Here is a 21,907-nt window from a genome sequence, read left to right on the forward strand (position 1 = left end):
CGTATCATCCGCTTTTTCTGAACGTTCACGGCCGATTCTATCCGCTTTTCTTGCACAAAGAGATTTGCCACGCTGGTCCCATGCACACCATCGACACGATCTATCACCATCCCCCGGCCCGGCACCGCGGATTCGCGCGGCCCGGCGCCGAGGTCCTCGCCTTCCACCGATCGCTCCCCGGCTACGCCCCGACCCCGCTCCTCGAGCTCCCGGGGATCGCCGCCGAGCTCGGCGTGGGTCGCGTCCTGCTCAAGGACGAGTCCTCGCGACTCGGCCTCCCGGCGTTCAAGGTGCTGGGCGCCTCGTACGCCATCTCCCGCGCGCTCGCCGCGCGCTGGAACCTCACCGGGGCGGTGACGGTCGACGAGCTGCGGGCCGCCGCGCGGCGGCAGCCGCCCGTGACGCTCCTCTGCGCCACGGACGGCAACCACGGCAGGGCCGTCGCGCGCACGGCGGCGACGATCGGACTGCCGTGCCGCGTCTTCATCCCCGGTTCCCTCACGCAGGAGGCCAAGCGGGCGATCGCCGCGGAGGGCGCCGAGGTGCGCGAGCTCGATGCTCCCTACGACGATGTCGTCGCCGCGATGCGCGCGCACGCGGCGACGCCCGAGGAGGCGCTCGTGATCCAGGACACGGCGTGGCCCGGATATCGAGAGATCCCCGGCTGGATCGTCGACGGCTACAGCACCATGCTCGCCGAGCTCGAGGCGCAGCTCCACGAGACCGGCGAGCCGCGCACGGATCTCGTCGTCGCCCCCGCCGGGGTCGGCTCGCTGGCGCAGGCGATCGTCACCCACTTCCGCAGCGTCGATGCTCCCCCGACGGTCGCGGTGGTCGAGCCGGTCGCTGCTCCGGCGATCATGCACGCCCTGCAGACCGGTGTCGCCGAGCCGGTGGCGACGGGACGGACCGTGATGCTCGGCCTCAATTGCGGGACCCCCTCGGAACTCGCCTGGCCGGTGCTCCGCGACGGCGTCGACGCGGCCGTGCTCGTGGACGACGCCGAGACGCTCCGCGCCGTGCGCGAGTTGCGGGAGGCCGGTGTCGACGCCGGCCCGTGCGGGGCTGCGACCCTCGCCGGCGCACGTCGGGCGCTCGAGCGCCTCGGCGAGGCGCTCGGGCTGGGGGCGAGCAGCACGATCGTGCTCTTCAACACCGAGAGCCTCGCGGCGAATCCGGTCTGAGACGCAGGATCGGCGGCGCCCCGCGCTCCGGTGCGGGCGCGGCGCCGCCGATCCGTTCGCCTCTATTCGGCGCCCGCGGGGCGGCTCAGCCGCCGCACCAGGGCCGTCGCCCCGCTCAGCTCGCCGAGGAGCCCGCCGGCCTCGATCGCGCGCAGCAGCTCGGGCTCCGCGGCGTCGTCGTCGGCGGCCTCCCGCAGCACGCTGCGCAGCCGTTCGCGGTCGCTGACGAGCACCCCGTTGGCATCGGCGAGCACGATGTCCCCGGCCACGACGCTCACGCCGCCGCAGGCCACGCCGACGCCGATCCCGCCGCCGCCCGTGCCATGCAGTTTCGTGGTCAGCAGGCTGGTGCCCCGCGCGTAGACCGGCACGCCGATCCGGCGGAGCTGCTCGATGTCGGTCACCGCGCCGTCGACGACCACGCCGGCCGCTCCCCTGACGCGGAGCTGGGTCGCGACGACCTCGCCGAGCGGCGCGTGCCTGCGGTCGCCCCCGGTGTCGATGACCATCACCTGACCCGGCAGGATCATGCCGGCGGCGTGATGCAGCGCGGTCGAATCGCTCGCGGTCGTGCGCACGGTCAGCGCGACGCCGACCACGTTCGCGGGCGGCGGTACGAGGCACCGGATGCCGGGGTCGACGAAGCCGTCCTCGAGGAAGTGCCCGAGGGTCGGAAGGCTCAGCGCGGCGAGGGCCGCCTGCTCGGCGCGCGGCAGCGCGGCCGGCGCGTCGCGGACCACGAGCTCCATCACGGCCGCGGCTCCGTGCCGGCGGCGGCTCCCGCGTCGCCCTTCGTACTGCCGGGACGGCGGCGGAGCGCCCGTCGCAGCTTGTTCAGCCGCCGCGAGGATGCGAGCGCCCCTTCGGGATCGACGTGGCCCAGAGCGAGCACGAGCGCATCGGCCGCGACCATCGCGGGGAGGTTCTCCCCGGTCAATCCGCCGGCGGAGCTGGCCGTGCGGATCACGCAGTCGACGCGGTCGACGTACGCATCCCGGTACTTGTCGGTGAACAGCAGCGTCGACGCGCCGAGCCGCTGCGCCTCCGCGAAGGCGACGTCCAGCTCGGAGAACTCCCGTCCGGGAGCGAAGGCCACGAGCAGGTCGCCCGGACGCAGCGCCAGCAGCGCGTCCGCGAACGCGAAGCCCATGCTCTTCGCGTGCCTCGCGAGCACGCCCTCGCGCAGCAGCTTGACCGTGAGGTACTCCGCCGAGACGGAGGAGACCCCGACGCCGAAGACGTGCACCGTCGCGGCGTCGCCGACGAGGCGCACCGCCCGCGTGAACTCCTCCGCGTCGAGCGAGGCCCGCGATGTCGCGAGACGCTCGCGGGCCTCCTCGAAGACGATGTCGAGCAGGCTGGCGTGGGACTCGCGTCTCGTGACCGTCAGCCGGGTCGACAGCCGGGTCGCCGGGTGCACCGTCAGCGCGAGGTGCGAGCCGAGCGCCCGGCGCAGCTCGGGCCATCCGGTGTAGCCGAGCGCGCGCGCCGTGCGCAGCACGGTCATATCGCTCGCACCGAGCGTCTCGCCGATCTGCACCGCGCTCATGAGGAGGGCCTGCTCCGGCTGCTCGGCGATGTACTGCGCGATCCGCGACTCCCCCGCCGTGAGCCGGGGCAGCCGCTCGCGGATCCGTTCGAGCACGTCGCCCGGGTTGTCCGGCGGCGGCTCGGCTTCCCGTGGGCTCATGGCTGCACCCGCGTCTCCTGCTCCGCCCCGCGCGCCTCCGCCAGCAGCCGGCGGAGCGCCCGGAACGTCGGCTTGAGGAGATGGTACCCCTCATGCGAGACCCCGGGCACGAGGTCGACCGTCACGGCGCCGCCGTTGCGCCTCAGGGAGTCGGCGAGCGCCTCCAGCCTGACGATCCGGGTGACGCCGGCGGCGTTCACCTCGGGGATGTAGGCGGGGCTCCCCGGGGCGACCGAGATCTCCCAGGTCTCCGTGTCCTCGTCGCCGACGACGAGGTTCGCCGGGACCCGCGCGACGGCCTGCGCGTCGAAGGCGCGTCCGAATGCCTCCTCGAGACCGGCGACCCCCGCCGGCCACGGCAGTTCGGGGTCGCAGAGCGTCACCACGCCCGGGGAGACGATCGACACGCCGAACAGGCGCTCCGGATGCGCATAGAGGAACCGGTGGGTGAAGTGCCCGCCGCCGGAGAAGCCGGTGAGGAAGAAGGTCTCGAACCGCAGGCCGTACGTCTCCTCCACCTCGGCCACCATGTCGAGCAGCACGAGATCGTAGCGGGCGTCCTCCGCGACGAGGTACTTGTAGGCGTTCAGCTCACCGGGGCTGCCGATCCCCGCGGGGAACAGCGGCACCAGCACCACGCACTGCTCCGCCTCGGCGATGGCGATGAACTCGTTGCGCAGGCGCGGCGCATCGCGGCCGGTGCCGTGGATCGCCACGACCAGCGGGTACGCGCCCGGGTCGTGCTCGTCGTAGCTCTCGGGGACGTAGAGGCAGTACGAGAAGCGCTGATCGAAACGGCTGGCGAACATCGTCGTCGCGCCGAACTGGTAGAAGGAGAGTCGCTCTCCGTGCGTGGTGGGTTTCATGGTTCCTCCTCTGTGTGGCGCGCGCCGGTTCAGGCGGTCGCGGCGGTGTCCGAGAATGCGTAGTGCGCATAGGGGGAGCGGGATGGGGGTCCGCTCGCGACCCAGATCTGCCCGCGTCCGGGCTCGGCGATCACCGAGGTCACGGTCATGTTGCGGTCCTCGGGATCGACGTCGCGCACGTCGTCCTCCGGATGGATCGACAGCGCGTTGCCGACGTCGCTGCGGTCGCGGAGCATCGCGGCGATCTCCTCCTCGCCGATCGGGCCGTCGGCCGCCTCGATCCGCGCGGCGAGCCGGCGCTGGCGGATCCGCGAGTTCTCGACCCAGGGATTCGACTCGTTCGCGACGAGGGAGCCGTGCACGTAATGGTTCGCGTGCACGAGGACGCCGTCCTCGGGAGCGAGCGCGAGCATCGTCTCCGGCGTGTTCTCGAGGTCGACGGCGCCGCCGCGCGAGTCGAGCATGATGATGTTCCGGGAGGAGGCGCGGTGCAGCCGACGGAGCGCCGCCTCGGCGTCGCCCACGGTGCGCTCGCGCAACGCGATCCGGGTGTAGAGATACCGCGGGAAGCCCGCCCGCCAGCTCGCGCAGTGGAGATAGTTGGCGAACACGCCGAGTCCCGCATCGTTGATCCCGATGTAGGAGATCTGCCCGGCGGGGGTCACCATCAGCACCTCGGGCTCGTCCGCGACGGCGACGCGCACGACGGTCATCAGGTCGTGGTACATCGCCGGCAGGTCGGCGTTCTGCCCGACGAAGCCGCGCGCGGTGCCGCTGCGCTCGGGCAGGATCGCGAACGTCGTGCACTCCTGCTCCGCCCCGTGCCGGCCGACGAGGTCGACGAAGACCTCCGCGCGCAGCTGCAGGAGGAAGGCGGCCCCGAGCGGGATCCCCGCGCCCTCGGCGAGGCCGTGGATCTCCTCGTCGAGCCCGGCCGAGACCGCACGGATGCTCTCCCGGTACGCGAGCGCCGCGCCCTCGGCGTCGTCGAGCGTGAAGCCCTGGCGCGCGAAGCGCCGCTCGAGGCGCTCGAGGTGCCGCAGGATCCTCGGCCGCAGCGCCTCCCCGTGCTGACGGCCCACCTCGAAGTGGGAGCCGGCGAATCGGTGGAACGGGAAGCTGTCGGTCACGGAGCGGTCCTTTCGGTGGGGGTGTGGGGTGATGCGGTGCGCCGCAGGAGACGCTCGCGCTCGACGCGCTCCCGCTGCCGGGCGCGGGCGCGCACGGGATCGGCGATCGGCACGGCGTCGATGAGCGCGCGGGTGTAGGCGTCGCGCGGGGCGCGGATCACGTCCCCGGTCGGCCCCTCCTCGACGATCCGGCCCCGGTTGAGCACGATGATCCGCGACGCCAGTCTGCGGGCCATGGCGAGGTCGTGCGTGATGAAGAGCATCGACAGCCCCTCCTCGGCGTTGAGCTCGGCGAGCACCTGCGCGACCTGCGCCTGGATCGAGACGTCGAGCGAGGCGAGCGCCTCGTCGGCGACGAGGAGCTGCGGCCGGGCGGCGAGCGCGCGGGCGATGCCCACCCGCTGCCGCTGCCCGCCGGAGAGCTCCGCGGGCAGTCGCGGAAACACCTCGGGGTCGAGGTGCACGCGCCCGAGGAGCGCCTCGGCCGCGGCGCGGCGCGCCTCGGCCGGCAGCTCGCCGGTAATCGCGAGCGCCTCGGCCACCGCGTCGCCGACGCGCATCCGCGGGTTGAGCGAGGAGTAGGGGTCCTGGAAGACCATCTGGTAGTTGTGGCGATGGGCCCGGCTCGCGCGGCGGCCGAGGGCGTGCACGTCCTGCCCGGCGAAGCGCACGTGGCCCGCATCCGGGCGCAGCATGCCGAGGATCAGCCGCCCGATCGTCGACTTGCCCGATCCGCTCTCCCCGACCAGCGCCACGATCTCGCCGCGCGCGATCGTGAAGCTGACCTCGTCGACGGCGGGCTCCCGCTCACCCGCACGGGAGAACAGGGCGCGCCTGACGGGATAGGCGTAGCGGAGGCGCTCCACCTCGACCAGCGTGTCTGCGTCGCTCATGGCTGCGCCTCCGTTCCGGGCTCGGCGTCGAAGAGGGTCGGGGTGGCGGCGAGCAGCTGACGCGTGTAGGGCTGCTCGGGCCGGAAGAAGATCTGCTCGGCCGTGCCGGACTCGACCATGCGGCCGTGGCGGAGCACGGCCACGCGGTCCGCCAGACCGGCGACGACGCCGAGGTCGTGCGTGATCCACAGCACCGTCATGTCGAGCTCTTCGCGCGGGCGAGCGACGAGGTCGAGGATCTGCTGCTGGATCGTGACGTCGAGGGCCGTAGTGGGCTCGTCGGCGATCAGCAGCTCCGGCCGGCAGCTGAGCGCGAGCGCGATCATCACGCGCTGCCGCTGCCCGCCCGAGAACTCGTGCGGGTAGCTGCGCAGCCGCGAGGCGGCGGAGGGGATCCCGACCTGGTCGAGCAGCTCGACCGTTCGGGCCTTCGCGGCGGCGCCGCCGAGGCGCTCGTGGGTGCGCAGCACGAGTTCGAACTGGGTCTGCACGTCGAGCGTCGGATTCAGCGCGGCCATCGCGTCCTGCGGGATGAGCGCGATCCGGCTGCCGTTCAGCCGGCGCCTGGCACGGGGCGGCAGGGCCAGCAGATCGACGCCCTCGAGGCGCGCCTCCCCGCCGAGCACGCCGATCCCCGGCGGCAGCAGGCCCATGACCGCGAGCATGCTGAGGGTCTTCCCCGAGCCGCTCTCGCCGACCAGTGCCGTCGCCGATCCGGCCTCGATCGCGAGTGAGAGCTCGTCGACGAGGACGCGCTGCGTGTCCGGGAAGCCGACCGACAGCCGGTCGATCTCGAGCATCGGTGCGCTCATGAACGGTGCTCCTTCCTGCCGAGAATCGCCCGGTTCAGGCCTTCCCCGATGAAGTTCACCGAGAGGATGACGAGGAAGATCATCACGCCGGGGAAGAAGCCGCGCCACCACTGACCGCCGCTGATGACGGCGCGCTGCGCCTCCTCGAGGAGCCCGCCCCAGGTCGCCTGCGGCGCCTGGAAGCCGAGCCCGAGGAAGGAGAGCGCCGACTCGGTGAGCACGGCGCCGGCGATGCCGAGCGTCGCCGCCACGAAGATCGGTGCGAGGGCGTTGGGCAGGATGTGCGCCGCGATGAGGCGCAGGTCGCTCGCGCCGAGTCCGCGCGCGGCCTGCACGAAGTCGGACTTCTTGAGGCTCAGGATGCTGGCGCGGAGCAGCCGCGCGGTGGTCATCCAGCTGAAGGCGGAGATCGCGAGGATGATGGATGCGAAGCCGGGGCCGATGAGCGCGACGAGCAGGATGACGACGAAGAGCGCCGGCATCGAGTAGAAGACGTCCGCGATCCGCATGAGCACGTTGTCGATCCAGCCGCCGAAGTAGCCGGCGATGGCGCCCACGACCACGCCGACGACGATGGCCACGCCGACGGCGATGAGGGCGACGAGGATCGTGAGGCGTCCGCCGTCGAGCACCCGGGCGAGCACGTCGCGGCCGAGTTCATCCGTGCCCATCAGGTGCGCGAGCGTCGGCGGCTGCCCCTTGGCGGCGAGGTCGATCTGCTCGGGGGTGTAGGGCACGAACGCCGGCCCGACCACGACGAGCAGCAGGATCGCCGCGAAGGCGATGAGGCCGAATCGTGCCGGCCCGCTCCTCCAGTAGAGGGCGAAGAAGCCCGGCTGCGCGGGGTCCTGGAGCCGCACGAGGCGGGTCTTCGGAGCGCTGGTCCTATTCATAACTGATCCTTGGATCGAGCCGACTGTAGACGAGGTCGGCGAGCAGATTGGCGAGGAGCACGAGCAGCGCGGCGATCATGAGGATGCCGAGCAGCACCGGGTAGTCGCGCAGGTCGGCCGACTCCACGAAGAGCCGGCCCATCCCCGGCAGGCCGAAGATGGTCTCGGTGACGACGGCGCCGAGGAACAGCTCGGGCAGCATCAGCACCGCGATGGTGACGACCGGCAGCGAGGCGTTCTTCAGCACGTGCTTGCGGATGACGACCGGTTCGGGAAGACCGCTCGCGCGCGCCGAGCGGATGTAGTCCCGCTCGAGCACCTCGATGACGGAGGAGCGGACGTGCCTGGCGAGACCCGCGACCGAGACGAGCACGAGGGAGAGCACGGGGAGCACGAGATGCCGCGCGAGGTCGAGGACGGCGCCGGCGCCCTCGTGGGAGGCCCGCAGGTCTCGCAGGCCGGAGCTCGGGAGCCAGCCGAGGCTGTAGGAGAAGATGAAGATCAGCATGAGCGCCAGCCAGAATCCCGGTACGGCGAGGCCGCCGTAGGTGAGCGCCGTGGCGACGTGGTCGAACCAGCCGTCCTTGCGGATGCCCGAGCGCACGCCGACGAGGAGGGCGATGAGGAGGGCGATGACGAACGCGGTGAGCGTGAGCAGCAGCGTGGTCGGCACCCGTTCCCCGATCACGTCGAGCACGGGTCTGCCCGTCTGGTAGGAGCTCCCCCAGTCGCCCGTCACGACCCCCCACAGCCACTTGGCGTACTGCACGATGATGGGGTCGTTCAGGCCGTACCGGCCGCGCAACCGCTCGAGTTGCGCGGCCGTGGCGCCGGAGGCTCCGCCCTCGCCCACCGACATCGGCCCGCCCGGCGTCATCTGCATGAGCAGGAAGACGAGCACGCTGATGCCGAAGAGCAGCGGGACCGACTGCAGGAGTCGGCGCAGCAGGTACGAAGCCATCGTGTCTACTCGCCCGATCCCGAGAAGCTCCAGTGCACGGAGCTCGTGGTGTCCCAGGGCCCGTTCCAGGAGTCGTCGGTGACCCCGGAGAGCTGGGAGGACCAGGCCCATGCGGTCGGGGAGGCGTAGATCGGGATCGCCGGCCGCTCGGCGGCGAACAGCCGGTTCGCCTCGTGCACGGCCTGCTCGCGCAGCTCGGGATCGAGCTCGGAGTTCACCGTGTCGACGAGCGCGTCGTACTCCGCATTGCTCCACCAGGCGTAGGAGTAGCCGGGCGTGTCGGGGCCCGAGGGGATCCGCGCGGAGGCGAACTCCATCATCCACTCCGACGGGTCGGGCAGCTTGCCGGCCCGGGACATCATGATGTCGAAGTCGCCCGTGGCGAGCAGGCCGCCGTCGGCGGCATCGCCGAACATGAGGTTCGACGGCACGTTCTCGATGACCGTCTCGATCCCGATGTCCTTCAGGTTCTGCTGGATCACCTGCTGGTACAGGGCGCGCACCTCGTCGCCGCTGATGGTCTGGAATTTCACCGAGGCCCGCACACCGTCCTTGGATCGGACGCCGTCGCCGCCGAGCGTCCACCCCGCGTCCTCGAGCACCTCCCGCGCCGCCTCGGGGTCGAAGGGCGCGGTCTCCGTGAGCTCGCCCCCGAAGCCCGAGTAGACCAGGGAGTTGCTGAGCGTCCCGAAGCCGCCGAGCACGTCCTCGAGGATGCCCTCGCGGTCGATCCCGAGGTCGATCGCCTCGCGGATCGCGGGGTCCCCGAGCACGGGATGCGGGGTGCCGAGCTGGCCGCCGGCCGAGTTGTTCAGCCACAGCCATTCGACGAAGCCCGTGTTCTCGGGCTTCTCGTGCAGTTCGATGGGCGCCCCGGAATCGACCGCAGCGGCGACCTCGTCGAGGTCCCCGGCGGTCAGGCCGAACACGAGGTCGAACTCGCCGCGGGTGAAGCCGTTGACCGCCGTCGTCAGATCGGGGTTGATCTTGACCGTGACGCCGTCGAGCAGCGGCGGGGTATCGGTTCGCCAGTAGTGCTCGTTGCGCACGAACGCGATCTCATCGCCGGAAGTCCACTTGTCGATGACGAAAGGACCGGTGCCCGTGGGCTCGCGCAGCTCGGGGTCGTCCTCCGCGATGCTCGGACCGTCGAAACGGTGCTTCGGCAGCACCTGCCGGAAGAGGTTGAGGTAGTTCGGCTGCGGCGCGACGAAGGTGACCGCGATGGTCTGCGGATCGACCACCTCGTAGGAGGCGACCGAGGCGTACTCGGGGTCGGGGATCGCGAGGGTGCCCGGCTCCTTCGTCACGTCGATGGTGAAGGCGAGATCGTCCGCGGTGAAGGGCTCGCCGTCGGACCAGGTGATCCCGTCGTGCAGGGCGTAGGTGACGGTGAGTCCGTCCTCGCTGACCATGCCGTTCTCCCGGGTGGGGATCTCGGCGGCGAGGTTGGCGACGCGCTCCCCGGTGTCGAGGGTGGTGAAGAGCGGCTCCACCACGAAGGCGAAGGTGAGGTTCGATCCGCTCTGCGTGTTGAACATCGGGCTCAGCATGCCCGGCTCCTGGGTGAGCGCGACGACCGCGATGCCACCGGCCTCGGGCGCCGCGTCGCCTCCGGGCGACGCCGCGCAACCGACCATCGCCACTGCGATCGCGGCCCCCGCCGCGATCGCCTGCGCCGCCCGCCGGGGGCGGGACGAGCTATTCACATGTTTCAAGGCTCCGTTACCTTTCCTGCTGCGTTCGCTGGCTACGCCCGTGCGTCTCGCGGGGAGCCGCCCCGGCGCCAGAACTGCACGGGTGTTGTGATCTCCACAAAATTGACTGATGTGGAGAAATTCATCATAAGGTCCGGGGTTTGCCGTGACTACGCCTCGCATCACCCGATGTTGGCGAGAATCCGAAGTACGCAGAATTCGGGCGATAGGACCGCGGATATCGGAATCGGGGCGCACCGGACCGCCCTCCCCGGGACACAATTGACCCCGCTCGCGCGGGCACGGCGAGGACGCCGCGACCCGCTTCACCCGCAGATCGGAGACCCGCTTGAGAATCGCCGCCGCACAGTTCGCCCCGACCGCCGACCCGGAGTCCAATCTCGCGCGCATCGAGGCGCTCGCCGCCGAGGCCGCCGCCGCGGACGTCTCGATCCTCGTCCTGCCGGAGGAGGCGATGGCGCACACCGGCGACGTCGCCGGCTCCCTCGCGCCCGTCGCCGAGCGATCCTGGGCCCGGTTCCGCGACGGCCTCGCAGCCGTCTCCGCCCGCCACCGCATCGCGCTCATCGCCTCGGGTCTCGAACCGAGCGGAGGGCGCCGGCCGTTCAACACGATGCTCGCGGTGGACCTCGACGGCCGCATCGCCGGCAGCTACCGGAAGCTGCATCTCTACGACGCCTTCGCCTACCAGGAGTCCGCCCGCGTGCAGCCCGGCGACGCGCTGCCGCCCGTCGTGGAGCTCGCGGGCCGGGCGGTCGGGCTCCTCAACTGCTACGACCTGCGATTCCCCGAGCTCTCCCGCGCGCTCGTCGACGGGGGCGCCGAGGTGCTGGCCGTCTCGGCAGCCTGGATGCGCGGTCGCCGCAAGGAGGACCACTGGAGCACGCTGCTGCGCGCCCGCGCCATCGAGAACACGATCTGGGTCGTCGCGAGCGGCAGCGCCTGCGAGGAGTGCGTCGCGGGCAGCGCGATCGTCGACCCGATGGGCGTCGTCGTGGCCGATGCCGGCGAGGCGCCGCTGGCGTGGTGCTCGGCCGAGGTCGCCCGGGAGCGGACCGCGGAGGTGCGGCGGGCGCTGCCCGCTCTCGCGAACCGCAGGATCGCCGCGAGCTACGCCGTCACGCGGTCGCTCTTCGTGAAGGCCGCGGTGAACGGCGGCCGGAGCCGCGACGAGACCCCGCACGTGCCGCTCGCGCCCGAGGAGATCGCCGCAGAGGCGGCGGCCGCCGTGCACGACGGCGCCGCCGTGGTGCACGCCCACGCCCGCACGCCCGACGGCGCTCAGACCATCGATCCCGAGCACATCGCCGCGCTCGTGCGCGCGGTGCGCGAGCGCGATCCGGGAATCGTCGTGGGCACGACGACCGGGCTCTGGACGTGCGAGGGCCACGACGATCGGATGGCGAAGATCGCCGCGTGGCCCCGGGAATGGCTGCCCGACTTCGCCTCGGTGGCCTTCTGCGAGGACGGCGCCGCCGAGGCGGCGCAAGCGATCGTGGACCGCGGCATGACGCTCGAGAGCGCCGTCTGGTCGATGGCGGACGTGCCCGCGCTGCTCGCCTCGCCGACGCTGCACGACAACGTGCGGGTGCTCATCGAACCGCTCGACGAGGATCCCGTCCGGGCCGTGGCGGACTGCCGGGAGATGGCCGAGGCGCTGCGCGCCGGCGGAGTGACGGCGCCGCTGCTCTATCACGGCCTCGAGGGCTCCACGTGGGCCGTCGTGCGCGCGGCGATCGAGGACGGCGCCGAGGTGAGAGTCGGGATCGAGGACGTCACGGTCGACGAGCGCGGCGAGCTCGCCTCGAATAGGATGCAGATCGCGGAGGCCCTCCGGATCCACGATGAGCTGCGCGCGGTGCGCGAGTGACCCGGAAGCGGATCCGGCGGTGAGGAAGGGGCGGCAGATGGACGAGCTCGATGCCGCGATCCTCGCGATGCTCGGCCGCGACGGCCGCCGCTCGTTCACGTCCATCGCGGCGCAGCTGGGACTCAGCGAGGGCACGGTGCGTCATCGCGTGCAGCGCATGACCGACACCGGCATGCTCGTCTTCGTGGCGCTCTGCAATCCGCTCTCCCTCGGGCTGCAGGCGCTGCGGCTGTTCATCTCGGTCGACCGGCGCGTCGCCGCCGCCGAGGAGGTCTGCGCGGCCCTCGCCGAACTGCCCTGCACGAACCGGGTCTCGCTCGGCACGGGGTCGCGGGACGTCTACGTGGAACTCACCTGCCGGGATCTCAGCGAGGCGCAGCGCGCGCTCGACGAGATCCGGTCGATCCGCGGGATCGCTGACCTGCAGACCTCCGTGCTCACCCGCTTCGACAAGGACCACTCCTGGGGCGGCCTGCGCGGCGGCACCGGGCAGGCCGGCGCGCTGCCGGCGGCCGCGCGCGGAGCCCGAGCGGCGCGGCGCCTCACCCCTCCCAGACGTAGGAGTCCTTGATCACCTCCGCCGTGCGGAGGAATTCGACGCGGCGCACGCCCCCGTAGGCCGGCAGCTCGCTCGTGATGAAGCGCTGGAACGCCCCCGGATTCGGGAAGACCACGTCGAGCACGAGGTCGGCCGCGCCCACGGCCGCCGCCACGAGCCTGACCTCGGGACGGCGGCCGAGCTCCTCGGCCAGGCGCCGCGTCTCGCCGCCGAGCACCTGGATCGAGAGATGCCCCTCGACCGTGCCCACCGTGTGCAGATCGGCGAGGCCGACCACCTGCACGATCCCGAGGGAGGAGAGCCTCGCGTAGCGCGCCCGCACGGTCGATTCGCTCACGCCCAGCTCGGCGGCGATGCGGCGGAACGGGCGACGGCCGTCCGCGCGCAGCGCATCGATGATGCGCCGATCGATCTCGTCGGCGACCTGCACGTCCATCCTGCCGCTCCGCTCCTGGCTGTGTCCCGGCGCCGTCGCGATCGACGGCGCCCCTCCATCTCAGCACATGGCGGGCATCGCATCGCACGCGGAATGCGCCGCGCGTGGATTCGAGCGCGTCACCGCGAGGCGACGCTCCTGAAGCCGCGCAGGCGGAGGCTGTTGCCCACGACGAAGACGCTCGAGAACGCCATCGCCGCACCGGCGAGCATGGGATTGAGCATGCCGAGCGCCGCGACGGGGATCGCCGCCGTGTTGTAGGCGAACGCCCAGAACAGGTTGGTCTTGATCGTCGACAGGGTCTTGCGCGACAAGCGGATCGCGTCGACGGCCGAGCGCAGATCGCCGCGCACGAGGGTGATGTCGGCCGCCTCGATGGCGACGTCGGTGCCGGTGCCCATCGCGAGGCCCAGATCCGACTGCGCGAGCGCGGGGGCGTCGTTGACGCCGTCGCCGATCATCGCGACGACCCTGCCCTCCCGCTGCAGCCGGGCGACGACGTCGACCTTGTCCTGCGGGAGCACCTCGGCGATCACCTCGTCGATGCCGACCTCCGCGGCGATCCGCTCCGCGACCGCGGCGTTGTCGCCCGTGAGGAGCACCGGGGTGAGACCCATCTCGCGGAGTCCCGCGATGGCCTCCGCGCTCGTCGGCTTGACCGTGTCGGCCACGAGGAGGACACCCCGTGCCCGCCCGTCCCAGCCGACGGCGACCGCCGTCTTCCCCTCGCGCTCGGCGCGCGCCTTGGCCGCCGCGAGCTCCGGGGAGAGCCGCTGCGACCAGTCGGCGAGCAGCGCTTCCCGGCCGACGATGACGGCGGAGCCGTCGACGATGCCCTGCACGCCCGTGCCCGCGACGCTCGCGAAGCCCTCGACCGCCGGCAGCGGCCCGACCTCCTGCGCGGCGCCCCGGGCGATCGCCTGGGCGATCGGGTGCTCCGAGGCGCTCTCGAGGGCGCCGGCGAGACGCAGCAGCTGCGCGCGGTCCGCTCCGGGCTCGACCACCGCGTCGACGAGGGTCATCCTGCCGGTGGTGACCGTGCCGGTCTTGTCGAGCACGACGGTGTCGACCTTCCGGGTCGACTCGAGCACCTCGGGGCCCTTGATGAGCACCCCCATCTGCGCCCCGCGCCCGGTGCCGACCAGCAGGGCCGTCGGGGTCGCGAGGCCCAGCGCGCACGGGCAGGCGATGACGAGCACGGCGACCGCTGCGGTGAACGCGGCTGCGACGGGGAATCCCGCGCCGAGCCAGGCGCCGAGGGTGACGACGGCGATGACGATGACGATCGGCACGAACACGCCCGAGATGCGGTCGGCGAGTCGCTGCACCTCGGCCTTGCCGGTCTGCGCGTCCTCGACGAGCCGCGCCATCTGGGCGAGCTGCGTGTCGGCGCCGATGCGGCTCGCCCGGATCACGAGGCGCCCCCCGACGTTGACGGTGGCGCCGGTGACGGCGGCGCCCGGCCCGACCTCGACCGGCACGGACTCGCCGGTGAGCATCGAGGCGTCCACCGCGGAGGTGCCGGAGACGACGACGCCGTCGGTCGCGATCTTCTCTCCGGGGCGCACCACGAACTCGTCCCCCACGAGCAGCTCGTCGCTCGGGATCCGCGCCTCGGCGCCATCCCGCAGCACGGAGACCTCCTTCGCGCCGAGCTCGAGCAGCGCACGCAGCGCGGCCCCGGCCCGGCGCTTGGAGCGCTTCTCGAAGTAGCGGCCCGCGAGGATGAACATCGTCACCCCGGCCCCGACCTCGAGGTAGATGTTCGCCGCGCCGTCGGAGGGGGCGATGGTGAGCTCGAAGGGATGCGTCATCCCCGGGGCGCCCGCGGTGCCGAGGAACAGCGCGTACAGCGACCACAGCAGCGCGACGGAGGTGCCCATCGAGATGAGCGTGTCCATCGTCGCGGTGCCGTGCGTGAGATTCGTCCAGGCGGCCCTGTGGAACGGCCATGCCGCCCAGACGATGACCGGCGCTGCGAGTGCGAGCGATGCCCACTGCCAGAAGGTGAACTGCAGCGCCGGGATCATGGCCATCGCGATCACCGGAACCGTGAGCACGATCGAGCCGATGAGGCGGTTCCGCAGCGAGGTCAGCTCGGGATCGGGCGCCTCGGCGTCACCGTCGGCGCCCCGGGCCGAGCCGCGGCTCGGGGGGCTCGGGAGCGCGGCCGTGTAGCCGGTCTTCTCCACCTCGGCGATCAGCAGCGCCGGATCGTACCCGGCGGGCACCGTCACCCTGGCCTTCTCCGTGGCGTAGTTGACCGTCGCCTCGACGCCGTCGAGCTTGTTCAGCTTCCGCTCGATCCGGTTCGCGCAGGAAGCGCAGGTCATCCCGCCGATCTCCAGCTCGATGCCCGACTCCCGGGCGATGGGGGCTGATGCATGCATCGTTCTTCCTTCCTGTTGCGCACGAGGCGCGGTGACCGCTCGGGATCAGTGGCCGCCCGCGTCCGCATGCGCGGCGCGGTCGCCGTGACCGGCGTCGATGACGAACGCGGCGGTGCGCACCGTCCCGTCGACCTGGAAGTCGAAGTACAGGAGGTAGCGGCCCGCGGTCGGCGGCTCGGCGGCAAACCCGATCCTCGGGCCGGCCGTGTCGCCCGCGCGGGGCTCTGCGCCTTCGGCGTGGACATGGAGATACGCCAGGTCTCCCTCGCGCAGCGCGACCAGATGACCGAACGCGCCGAGGTACGGCTCGAGCTCCGTGACGGGCTCGCCATCGCGCTCGACCGTGACGGTCAGATCGCCCGACGCGCCGGCCGCGAGCTCCCCGTCGAGGCTGACGGTGAAGCCGTCGACCTCGACGGTGCGCCGCACCTCCGTCGCGACGGGCGAGAACGCGCCGGCGACCTGCATCGTTCGGGAGAGCGTCACGCCCTCCGCCCCGGCGACGGCCGGGGTGACATCGGCGACCACGCGATACGTGCCGGCCGCATCCCACTCCCACGGCAGCGACCACGTCCCGGTGGCCTCGTCCAGACGAGGATGGGCGTGCCGGTACCCGGCGCCATCGCTGCGGACGACGATCAGGTGGAGATCCTTCTCGTGGGCCTCGGCGAACTCGGTCACGACCTCGCCCGCTGCGGTCACGATCCGGAAGCTCAGCTCGCCCTCGGCACCCACGGTCCCCGGCGCCTCGACGGGCGAGAGCACGAAGCCGCTCGCCTCGATCGAGACACCGCTCGGACCGTGCGCGCCTGCCGGCTCCCCGCTTCCGCCGTGGCCTGCATCCTGCGCATCCATATCGCTTCCCTCCGTCCACGCGGCGACGAACTCGTCTGGCACGACGGCACCGGCGGCAGCGAACGCGCCGCCGAACGCCACCACCAGTCCCGCTCCGTACAGCGCGAGCCGTGCGCCGGCCCGCATCAGACCCGCACCGCCGTGTACCCGGCCTCCTCGACCGCGGCCAGCACCTGCGCATCGTCGATCCCGGCCGCGCCGCTGACGATCAGCCTGCCCGTCTGCGCGCTGACCTCGACCCCCTCGACGCCCTCGATCGTCTCGACTTCTTCACGGACGGACATCTCGCAGTGCCCGCAGGTCATCCCGGTCACCCGGTACTCGTTCGCAGCCATCGGCCGCCCTCCTCTCGCGACGGTACCCCCGCGGGGTACCTTCTCACGCATCAACGTTATACCCCCCTAGGGTATTCCGCAAACGTCGAGGCGTGCGGATCCGCGGCCGCCACCGCGCTCCGCGATTCCGTTGGGCCGCCCGTAGCGGCCCGGGTCGGCGAGCCGCTACTTCCGCGCCCCGAGCAGGAGCGCCGCGCCCAGCAGCCCGAAGAGCGGGCGGTAGTACGTCGCGTCCAGCCGGGAGAAGCGCTCACCCGCCGGCGGGAGCCGGAGAGCCGCCAGTGCGGTATCGCCGCCGAGCACGGCGCGCGCCAGCAGCCCCGCGCCCATGACGCGACGCAGGGCGACCGCTGCGCGTCCGTCGCCGAGCCCGCCGGCGGCCACGGCCCCTCCGAGCAGCGCCGCAGCGGCGACGGTCGCGGTCGGCGCGGCTCCGGGCATCGTCCGGGACCCGACGACGGCTTCGGCGAGACGCTTCCGATTCCGCTCCGGCCACGACGATCCGGTCGCCCAGACCGCGTGCAGCACCCCCGCGGAGGTCAGTCCCGCCCATCCGATGCACCTCGCGAACCGCTTCAGCCGAGCCATGCCACCAGGATCGCACAGGGGCGTCGGCTCGTCACCCCTCCCCCGCGCCGCCCGGGTCCTGAGCATCCTCCGGCTCGCGCCCGCGCCGCTCACGCAAGCCCCCGCGAAGGCGCTCCCACTCGGCGAGGCGCTCGCCGACGGTCCGCTCATGGCCGTTGCGCGTCGGCCGGTACACCCGCTCGCGCTCCATGCCCTCGGGGAAGTAGTCGGCGCCGGAGAAGCCGTCCTCGGTATCGGGATCGTACCGGTACCCCTCGCCGTAGCCGAGATCCTTCATCAGCCGCGTCGGGGCGTTGAGGATGTGCGGCGGCGGCATGAGGGACCCGGTCCGCTTCGCGAGCTTCCGAGCCGCGCCGAAGCCGCGGTAGACGGCGATCGATTTCGGCGCCGTCGCGAGGTACACGACCGCCTGCGCGATCGCGAGCTCGCCCTCCGGCGAGCCGAGGCGCTCGTAGACGTCCCAGGCGGCGAGCGCCTGGTGGACGGCCTCCGGGTCGGCCATCGCGATGTCCTCGTTCGCGAATCTCACGAGCCGCCGGGCGACGTAGAGGGGGTCCTCTCCGCCGTCGAGCATCCGCGCCAGCCAGTACAGCGCCGCGTCGGGGTCGGATCCCCGCATCGACTTGTGCAGCGCCGAGATGAGGTTGTAGTGCCCCTCCTGCGACTTGTCGTAGAGCGGGGCGCGCTGCTGCACGAGCCGGGCGAGCCCGGCCACGTCGAGGGGAGCATGCACCGCCTGCAGCTGCTCGACGAGGTTGAGCAGGTAGCGGCCGTCGCCGTCGGACATCGCCACGAGCGCGTGGCGCGCCGCCGGGTCGAGCGGGAGCGCACGGCCCATCGCCTGCTCCGCCCGCGCGACGAGCGTCGTGAGGGCGCGCTCATCGAGGCGTCTGAGCACGAACACCTGGCAGCGGGAGAGCAGTGCGCCGTTGAGCTCGAAGCTCGGGTTCTCGGTCGTCGCCCCGACGAGCACGATCGTGCCGTCCTCGACGTACGGCAGGAAGGAGTCCTGCTGGGCGCGGTTGAAGCGGTGGATCTCGTCGACGAAGAGCAGGGTGCCCTGGCCGATCTCGCGGCGCTTCTGCGCCGCGCCGAACACCTTCCGCAGATCGGCGACTCCCGAGAAGGTCGCGGACAGCGGCTCGAAGACGAGATCGGTGCGCTCGGCGAGCAGGCGGGCGATCGTGGTCTTCCCGCACCCCGGCGGACCCCAGAGGATCATCGACACGAGGCGCCGTTCGGCGACCATCCTGCCGATCGGCCCGTCCTCGCCGAGCAGATGCTCCTGACCGACCACCTCCTCCAGCCGGGACGGGCGCAGCCGGTCGGCGAGCGGACGCGCCGCGTCGTCCGGCTCGAACAGCGAGAGCTGATCCTGACCCATCGCGCCATGCCCCTTCCGCACCCGCCCCTCGGCGGCTCGCTCCCCCTTCGGAGGCCGGGCACCGCCGAGTCTACCGAGCGCACCTGCCGGGGCCACCCTCATGCGCCCGGTCGTCGATCTCGGTGCGATCCGTGGTCGTCATCGTCACCGTCACCGTCGCCGTGGGCGATCGGTATCGGCCAGGAACTCACGGGTCGCGCTGCCCCGTATCGCCGGCGGGTCGGCGCCTGCTCGGCCGGAAGAGCGCAGCCGCTCGCAGCTGCGAGATGCCGAACCAGACGAGGCCGGCGCCGAAGACTCCGATATGCACGGACGCGAGCCACAGCGGGAGACCGTATCTCCGTCCGCTGACATGGAAGTTCGGGTCCCAGTCCGCGCTGATCCAGCCGACGAGTATCGCCGCGCCGCAGAAGACCCCGATCGCCGTACTGATGGAGCCCCGCCGCAGGTGGCGCTTCCGAATCACGGAATCCGTGGGCGCCCCGATCATGAGCGCCCGCCGACCGGCAGGGGCGGCACCGCCCGACTCGCGACGCCGTGCTCTCGCGCTCGCTCGCGCTCGCGCTCCGTCCCGTTCGGCGTCTCGTCCATGCAGCCAGTGTCCCACCGAAGTCGATGCAGGCTCCGGCGAACTCGCGGAGGCATCGGAGGCGACGCGGAGGTGCGAAGATCGACGCATGCACGCAGGACTCGAGGCCCCCGAGCGCGCCGAGCGCGCGGCGTTCCTCAAGGAGCGGATCTATCTCACCTTCGCCGCACTCGCCGTCGTGCTCACGCTCGGCAGCCATGGCCATGTCGAGCCGGGCGACGCCGTCGTGACGCTGCTCGTCACGGTCTTCGGCACGCTGTCCGCCGTCTTCACGGCGGATCTGATCTCGCACATCGTCGCCCACGGCCGCCTGATGACGGCGGCCGAGCTGCGCCACGCGGCCGTGACGACGTTCGGTGCGCTCGGCGCAGTGGCGCTCCCGTTCGTCTTCCTCGGGATCTCCGCGCTCGGGACGTGGCCCGTCGAGCACGCGCTGCGCGCCGCCGCCGCAGCGCTCGTGGCGTCGCTCGTGGCGATCGGCTGGATCGCGGTGCGCCGCATCCCGCTGAGCTGGTGGCAGCGGCTCGTGGCGCTCGGCGCTGAGGCCGCGCTCGGACTCGGCGTGATCGCCCTGCAGCTCCTCGCGCACGGCTGAGCCCGCGCACCCCACTCTGCCCCCGGAGCCCGACAGGTGCGCCGTGCACAGCGGACGCATGGGCTATAAAAACGGTTTCCCGACCCTGTGGACTGATGGCGTACAGGCTTCGCCGCGAGGTCGGTGTTCGGCGGAATCGCGGGCTAGGCTGGCGCTGTTCACCGGACCCCAGGGGAGACACACATGGGATCGAATACGGCCATTCATCATGCGGACGCGCGTTCGCCGCAATCGAGGCTCGCGCGGGGGATGGCGCTCCTCATCGGCTTCGCGATGCTGTGCTTCGGCATGGTCACCGGCGCCGGCGCGGCGCAGGCCGCGGGGACCCACACGGTCAGCGGGACGATCCAGTTCCCGGCCAGCGCCCCGAGCAGTCTCAAGGTGCCCTGGCAGCCCGACGGCACCGGCACGGGCGGCTACGTCGGCGTCTACCTCACGCTCGACGTGAAGCAGGACGGTCCGGTCGAGGGCTGGCAGCTCGGCCAGGACGCCAATGTCAGCTTCGACCCGGCGACGGGCGCCTGGGCGGTCACCGACGTGCCCGAGGGCGTCTACCGCCTGACCATCAACGTGAGCCTGCCGGGCAACGGCTCCGCACCGGGCACCCACCAGGAGCTGACCGTGGACGACGACGAGGCCGTCGGGACCACGGTCATCACCGAGGAGGGTCGCCTTCGGGCATCGATCGCTCGATGCGGCTGGGTGAACGGCGACGAGACGGCCTTCTACGCGAAGAACGTCGCCACCGGCACCGTCTACGAGGCGGAGTCGGCGCAGAGCGGCTGGACCGAGCCGAGCACCGCCTGCCCGCCCGAGGTCTCCTACGGCAACTACGGCTTCTCCGGCCTGCCCGCCGGCGACTACATCGCCTACTCCGTGTGGAACGGCAATACTCAGTACTACACGGGCCTGGACGCCCCGACCGCGGCCGCGGAGTCCGGCGCCCTCCAGTTCGCAGTCGAGAACTGGGCAGGAACGGGCATCCAGACGCTCGTCTTCGCCCCGGTCGCCTCGGCGACGCCCACGATCTCGGGCACCGCGAAAGTCGGCGCGACGCTGACCGCGTCGCCCGGCAGCTGGGGCCCCGCACCCGTCGCCCTCTCGTACCAGTGGCTGCGGAACGGCAGTGCGATCAGCGGCGCGACCTCCGTCGGCTATACCGCGGTCCCCGCGGACGCCGGCAAGACGCTCTCCGTGCGGGTCACGGGGACGAAGACCGGCTACGCAACGGTCACGAAGACCTCCGCCGCGACCGCCGCAGTCGCCGCCGGCACCCTCACGGCCGCCACACCCACGATCTCCGGCACGGCGCGGCCCGGCGAGACGCTCACGGCCTCTCCGGGCACCTGGGGCCCGGCACCCGTATCGCTCTCCTACCAATGGCTGCGGAACGGCGTCGCGATCGACGGGGCGACCGCGGCGAGCTACACGCCGGAGGGCGCGGACATCGGCCGCACCCTCTCGGTCGCGGTGACCGGCACCAAGACCGGCTACGCTTCCGCCACCCGTACCTCGACCGAGACCGCGAGCGTCGCGCTCGCGTCGGCGCCGTTCATCGACGTCCCCGAGGGGCACCAGTTCTACACGGAGATCTCGTGGATGTACGGCTCCGGCCTGTCGACGGGATCGGCGAGCGCCGACGGTCGCATCTACCGGCCGAAGGCCGGGGTCACGCGCGAGGCGATGGCGGCCTTCCTCTACCGTCTCGAAGGGGCCGACTTCCAGGGCCCGGCGACATCGCCGTTCGTCGACGTCCAGCCGGACGACCGGTTCTACGACGAGATCGCCTGGATGTACGAGCAGGGCCTGTCCACGGGGACGAACACCTCCGCCGGTCGCGTGTACGAGCCGACGGACACCGTCTCGCGCGCGGCCATGGCGGCCTTCCTCTACCGCCTCAAGCAGGCGGACACCACGGGTCCGGCCACCTCCTACTTCGCGGACGTGCAGCCGGGCCACAAGTTCTACGACGAGATCTCCTGGATGTACGAGACGGGGCTCTCGACGGGCACCCAGCAGCCGACCGGCCTGCCGAAGTACCTGGCGAGCTCGGACGTGTCGCGCCAGGCGATGGCCGCGTTCCTGTTCCGCATCGAGGCCCCCTGACACGGCCCCGACGAGGCGAACGGCGCAGCGCGGGCCCGGGCATTCGCCCGGGC

The 21,907-nt window shown here is 72.1% G+C and carries 21 protein-coding genes; 5 read left to right on the plus strand and 16 right to left on the minus strand.

The genetic code is table 11. From position 1 onward, the window contains the following. Positions 1-80: 80 nt before the first annotated feature. On the plus strand, positions 81-1,184 hold the full coding sequence (locus MUN78_RS15160; protein WP_244727557.1) for a diaminopropionate ammonia-lyase: 1,104 nt from the start codon (positions 81-83) through the stop codon (positions 1,182-1,184). Positions 1,185-1,246: 62 nt separating this feature from the next. Here the strand turns inward: MUN78_RS15160 and MUN78_RS15165 are convergent, their stop codons facing one another. From MUN78_RS15165 to MUN78_RS15205, 9 genes are read right to left on the minus strand one after another with little or no spacing between them, the layout of a single operon-like run. Continuing rightward, positions 1,247-1,933, minus strand: a complete 687-nt coding sequence (locus MUN78_RS15165) for an RraA family protein (protein ID WP_244730119.1) — start codon at positions 1,931-1,933, stop codon at positions 1,247-1,249. Next, entirely contained in the window at positions 1,933-2,874 is a 942-nt protein-coding gene (locus MUN78_RS15170) for a MurR/RpiR family transcriptional regulator (protein WP_244727558.1), read from the minus strand. The genes MUN78_RS15165 and MUN78_RS15170 overlap by 1 nt, the downstream gene beginning before the upstream one ends. Next, entirely contained in the window at positions 2,871-3,740 is an 870-nt protein-coding gene (locus MUN78_RS15175; protein WP_244692048.1) for an alpha/beta hydrolase family protein, read from the minus strand. Before MUN78_RS15175 ends, MUN78_RS15170 begins: the two co-directional genes overlap by 4 nt. Before the next feature lie 29 nt (positions 3,741-3,769). After that, the gene (locus MUN78_RS15180) at positions 3,770-4,870 is read right to left on the minus strand and encodes a C45 family autoproteolytic acyltransferase/hydrolase (protein ID WP_244727560.1); all 1,101 of its coding nucleotides are present in this window, start codon (positions 4,868-4,870) and stop codon (positions 3,770-3,772) included. Beyond that, positions 4,867-5,763: an ABC transporter ATP-binding protein gene (locus MUN78_RS15185; RefSeq protein WP_244692050.1), complete on the minus strand. Its 897-nt coding sequence runs from the start codon at positions 5,761-5,763 to the stop codon at positions 4,867-4,869. The genes MUN78_RS15180 and MUN78_RS15185 overlap by 4 nt, the downstream gene beginning before the upstream one ends. Further along, on the minus strand, positions 5,760-6,575 hold the full coding sequence (locus MUN78_RS15190) for an ABC transporter ATP-binding protein (RefSeq protein ID WP_244727562.1): 816 nt from the start codon (positions 6,573-6,575) through the stop codon (positions 5,760-5,762). Before MUN78_RS15190 ends, MUN78_RS15185 begins: the two co-directional genes overlap by 4 nt. After that, on the minus strand, positions 6,572-7,468 hold the full coding sequence (locus MUN78_RS15195) for an ABC transporter permease (RefSeq protein ID WP_244692052.1): 897 nt from the start codon (positions 7,466-7,468) through the stop codon (positions 6,572-6,574). The genes MUN78_RS15190 and MUN78_RS15195 overlap by 4 nt, the downstream gene beginning before the upstream one ends. Continuing rightward, positions 7,461-8,429, minus strand: coding sequence for an ABC transporter permease (locus MUN78_RS15200; RefSeq protein ID WP_244692053.1), 969 nt, complete (start codon positions 8,427-8,429; stop codon positions 7,461-7,463). The genes MUN78_RS15195 and MUN78_RS15200 overlap by 8 nt, the downstream gene beginning before the upstream one ends. 5 nt (positions 8,430-8,434) lie before the next feature. Beyond that, the gene (locus tag MUN78_RS15205; protein WP_244727564.1) at positions 8,435-10,138 is read right to left on the minus strand and encodes a peptide ABC transporter substrate-binding protein; all 1,704 of its coding nucleotides are present in this window, start codon (positions 10,136-10,138) and stop codon (positions 8,435-8,437) included. Positions 10,139-10,475: 337 nt separating this feature from the next. Between MUN78_RS15205 and MUN78_RS15210 the strand changes: the two genes are divergently transcribed. Continuing rightward, a complete protein-coding gene (locus MUN78_RS15210) occupies positions 10,476-12,017 on the plus strand; it encodes a nitrilase-related carbon-nitrogen hydrolase (RefSeq protein WP_244727566.1) in 1,542 nt (513 codons plus the stop codon). A 37-nt stretch (positions 12,018-12,054) separates the two neighbouring features. Next, complete coding sequence (locus tag MUN78_RS15215; RefSeq protein ID WP_244727568.1) at positions 12,055-12,588, plus strand: Lrp/AsnC family transcriptional regulator; 534 nt, start codon at positions 12,055-12,057, stop codon at positions 12,586-12,588. Here MUN78_RS15215 and MUN78_RS15220 read toward each other — a convergent pair. From MUN78_RS15220 to MUN78_RS15250, 7 genes are all read right to left on the minus strand, one after another. Further along, a complete protein-coding gene (locus MUN78_RS15220) occupies positions 12,560-13,012 on the minus strand; it encodes an Lrp/AsnC family transcriptional regulator (protein WP_244692057.1) in 453 nt (150 codons plus the stop codon). The two genes, MUN78_RS15215 and MUN78_RS15220, sit on opposite strands and share 29 nt — an antisense overlap. A gap of 119 nt (positions 13,013-13,131) precedes the next feature. Further along, positions 13,132-15,402, minus strand: a complete 2,271-nt coding sequence (locus tag MUN78_RS15225; RefSeq protein WP_244727570.1) for a heavy metal translocating P-type ATPase — start codon at positions 15,400-15,402, stop codon at positions 13,132-13,134. Between the two features lie 45 nt (positions 15,403-15,447). Then, entirely contained in the window at positions 15,448-16,383 is a 936-nt protein-coding gene (locus MUN78_RS15230) for a heavy-metal-associated domain-containing protein (protein WP_244727571.1), read from the minus strand. Further along, positions 16,383-16,592: a heavy-metal-associated domain-containing protein gene (locus MUN78_RS15235; protein WP_244727573.1), complete on the minus strand. Its 210-nt coding sequence runs from the start codon at positions 16,590-16,592 to the stop codon at positions 16,383-16,385. The genes MUN78_RS15230 and MUN78_RS15235 overlap by 1 nt, the downstream gene beginning before the upstream one ends. A 165-nt stretch (positions 16,593-16,757) precedes the next feature. Beyond that, the gene (locus MUN78_RS15240) at positions 16,758-17,180 is read right to left on the minus strand and encodes a DUF3995 domain-containing protein (RefSeq protein ID WP_244727575.1); all 423 of its coding nucleotides are present in this window, start codon (positions 17,178-17,180) and stop codon (positions 16,758-16,760) included. A gap of 31 nt (positions 17,181-17,211) precedes the next feature. After that, positions 17,212-18,564 carry a replication-associated recombination protein A gene (locus tag MUN78_RS15245; protein WP_244727577.1) on the minus strand — a complete coding sequence of 451 codons (1,353 nt, stop codon included), beginning with the start codon at positions 18,562-18,564 and terminating at the stop codon, positions 17,212-17,214. Positions 18,565-18,751: 187 nt separating this feature from the next. Further along, the gene (locus MUN78_RS15250) at positions 18,752-19,030 is read right to left on the minus strand and encodes a hypothetical protein (protein WP_244692062.1); all 279 of its coding nucleotides are present in this window, start codon (positions 19,028-19,030) and stop codon (positions 18,752-18,754) included. Between the two features lie 211 nt (positions 19,031-19,241). Between MUN78_RS15250 and MUN78_RS15255 the strand changes: the two genes are divergently transcribed. Together MUN78_RS15255 and MUN78_RS15260 are read left to right on the plus strand one after the other, a co-directional pair. Further along, positions 19,242-19,748, plus strand: coding sequence for a hypothetical protein (locus tag MUN78_RS15255; protein ID WP_244727579.1), 507 nt, complete (start codon positions 19,242-19,244; stop codon positions 19,746-19,748). 249 nt (positions 19,749-19,997) lie between these two features. Beyond that, a complete protein-coding gene (locus tag MUN78_RS15260; RefSeq protein ID WP_244727581.1) occupies positions 19,998-21,854 on the plus strand; it encodes an S-layer homology domain-containing protein in 1,857 nt (618 codons plus the stop codon). Positions 21,855-21,907: the final 53 nt, after the last annotated feature.

The organism is Leucobacter allii, from assembly GCF_022919155.1.
Lineage (GTDB): Bacteria > Actinomycetota > Actinomycetes > Actinomycetales > Microbacteriaceae > Leucobacter > Leucobacter allii.

Bases quoted from the DNA above. Each gene is read 5' to 3' on its own strand.
- MUN78_RS15200 (WP_244692053.1), bottom strand. From the start codon at position 8,429: ATGGCTTCGTACCTGCTGCGCCGACTCCTGCAGTCGGTCCCGCTGCTC.
- MUN78_RS15255 (WP_244727579.1), top strand. From the start codon at position 19,242: ATGCACGCAGGACTCGAGGCCCCCGAGCGCGCCGAGCGCGCGGCGTTC.
- MUN78_RS15230 (WP_244727571.1), bottom strand. From the start codon at position 16,383: ATGCGGGCCGGCGCACGGCTCGCGCTGTACGGAGCGGGACTGGTGGTG.
- MUN78_RS15215 (WP_244727568.1), top strand. From the start codon at position 12,055: ATGGACGAGCTCGATGCCGCGATCCTCGCGATGCTCGGCCGCGACGGC.
- MUN78_RS15220 (WP_244692057.1), bottom strand. From the start codon at position 13,012: ATGGACGTGCAGGTCGCCGACGAGATCGATCGGCGCATCATCGATGCG.
- MUN78_RS15170 (WP_244727558.1), bottom strand. From the start codon at position 2,874: ATGAGCCCACGGGAAGCCGAGCCGCCGCCGGACAACCCGGGCGACGTG.
- MUN78_RS15175 (WP_244692048.1), bottom strand. From the start codon at position 3,740: ATGAAACCCACCACGCACGGAGAGCGACTCTCCTTCTACCAGTTCGGC.
- MUN78_RS15240 (WP_244727575.1), bottom strand. From the start codon at position 17,180: ATGGCTCGGCTGAAGCGGTTCGCGAGGTGCATCGGATGGGCGGGACTG.
- MUN78_RS15225 (WP_244727570.1), bottom strand. From the start codon at position 15,402: ATGCATGCATCAGCCCCCATCGCCCGGGAGTCGGGCATCGAGCTGGAG.
- MUN78_RS15245 (WP_244727577.1), bottom strand. From the start codon at position 18,564: ATGGGTCAGGATCAGCTCTCGCTGTTCGAGCCGGACGACGCGGCGCGT.
- MUN78_RS15235 (WP_244727573.1), bottom strand. From the start codon at position 16,592: ATGGCTGCGAACGAGTACCGGGTGACCGGGATGACCTGCGGGCACTGC.
- MUN78_RS15190 (WP_244727562.1), bottom strand. From the start codon at position 6,575: ATGAGCGCACCGATGCTCGAGATCGACCGGCTGTCGGTCGGCTTCCCG.
- MUN78_RS15260 (WP_244727581.1), top strand. From the start codon at position 19,998: ATGGCGCTCCTCATCGGCTTCGCGATGCTGTGCTTCGGCATGGTCACC.
- MUN78_RS15165 (WP_244730119.1), bottom strand. From the start codon at position 1,933: ATGGAGCTCGTGGTCCGCGACGCGCCGGCCGCGCTGCCGCGCGCCGAG.
- MUN78_RS15160 (WP_244727557.1), top strand. From the start codon at position 81: ATGCACACCATCGACACGATCTATCACCATCCCCCGGCCCGGCACCGC.
- MUN78_RS15195 (WP_244692052.1), bottom strand. From the start codon at position 7,468: ATGAATAGGACCAGCGCTCCGAAGACCCGCCTCGTGCGGCTCCAGGAC.
- MUN78_RS15185 (WP_244692050.1), bottom strand. From the start codon at position 5,763: ATGAGCGACGCAGACACGCTGGTCGAGGTGGAGCGCCTCCGCTACGCC.